This window comes from Phenylobacterium sp. CCH9-H3 (genome assembly GCF_001557235.1).
Classification (GTDB): domain Bacteria; phylum Pseudomonadota; class Alphaproteobacteria; order Caulobacterales; family Caulobacteraceae; genus Phenylobacterium.
Genome location: NZ_LSJI01000243.1, coordinates 1 through 482 on the forward strand (window position 1 = coordinate 1; position 482 = coordinate 482).

Genomic DNA, 482 nt, shown 5'->3' on the forward strand with positions numbered 1-482 from the left:
GTCCCCCTCCCGCCGCTTCGCGGGGGAGGTGAAGAACGTATAGAGAACACTTGGGATTGGATCAAGACGGATGCGGATCGCCATTGCTTCGGACCATGCGGCCTTCGGGATGAAGGGGGAGCTTGCGGCCTGGCTGCGGGCGCAGGGGCACGAGGTGGACGACCTGGGGCCGGAGGACGGCGGGACGTCGGTGGACTATCCCGACTATGGCTATCGGCTGGCCGCGCACGTGGCGGCGGGGCGGGCCGATTTCGGCGTGGCGGCGTGCGGCAGCGGGATCGGGATCTCGATCGCGGTCAACCGCAACCCGGCGGTGCGCTGCGCCCTGGTGTCGGAGCCGCTGTCGGCGGCGCTGGCGCGGGAGCACAACGACGCCAACGTCATCGCCCTGGGCGCGCGGCTGATCGGGGTGGAGATGGCCAAGGCCTGTGTGGCGGCGTTCCTGGCCACGCCGTTCGGGGGCGAGCGGCATGTGCGGCGGG

General features: G+C 71.4%; 1 protein-coding gene. It reads left to right on the forward strand.

What is annotated here, in order from left to right:
- Positions 1-70: 70 nt before the first annotated feature.
- On the forward strand, positions 71-482 hold a 412-nt coding region (locus AX721_RS21400; protein ID WP_068878001.1), incomplete at its 3' end, for an RpiB/LacA/LacB family sugar-phosphate isomerase.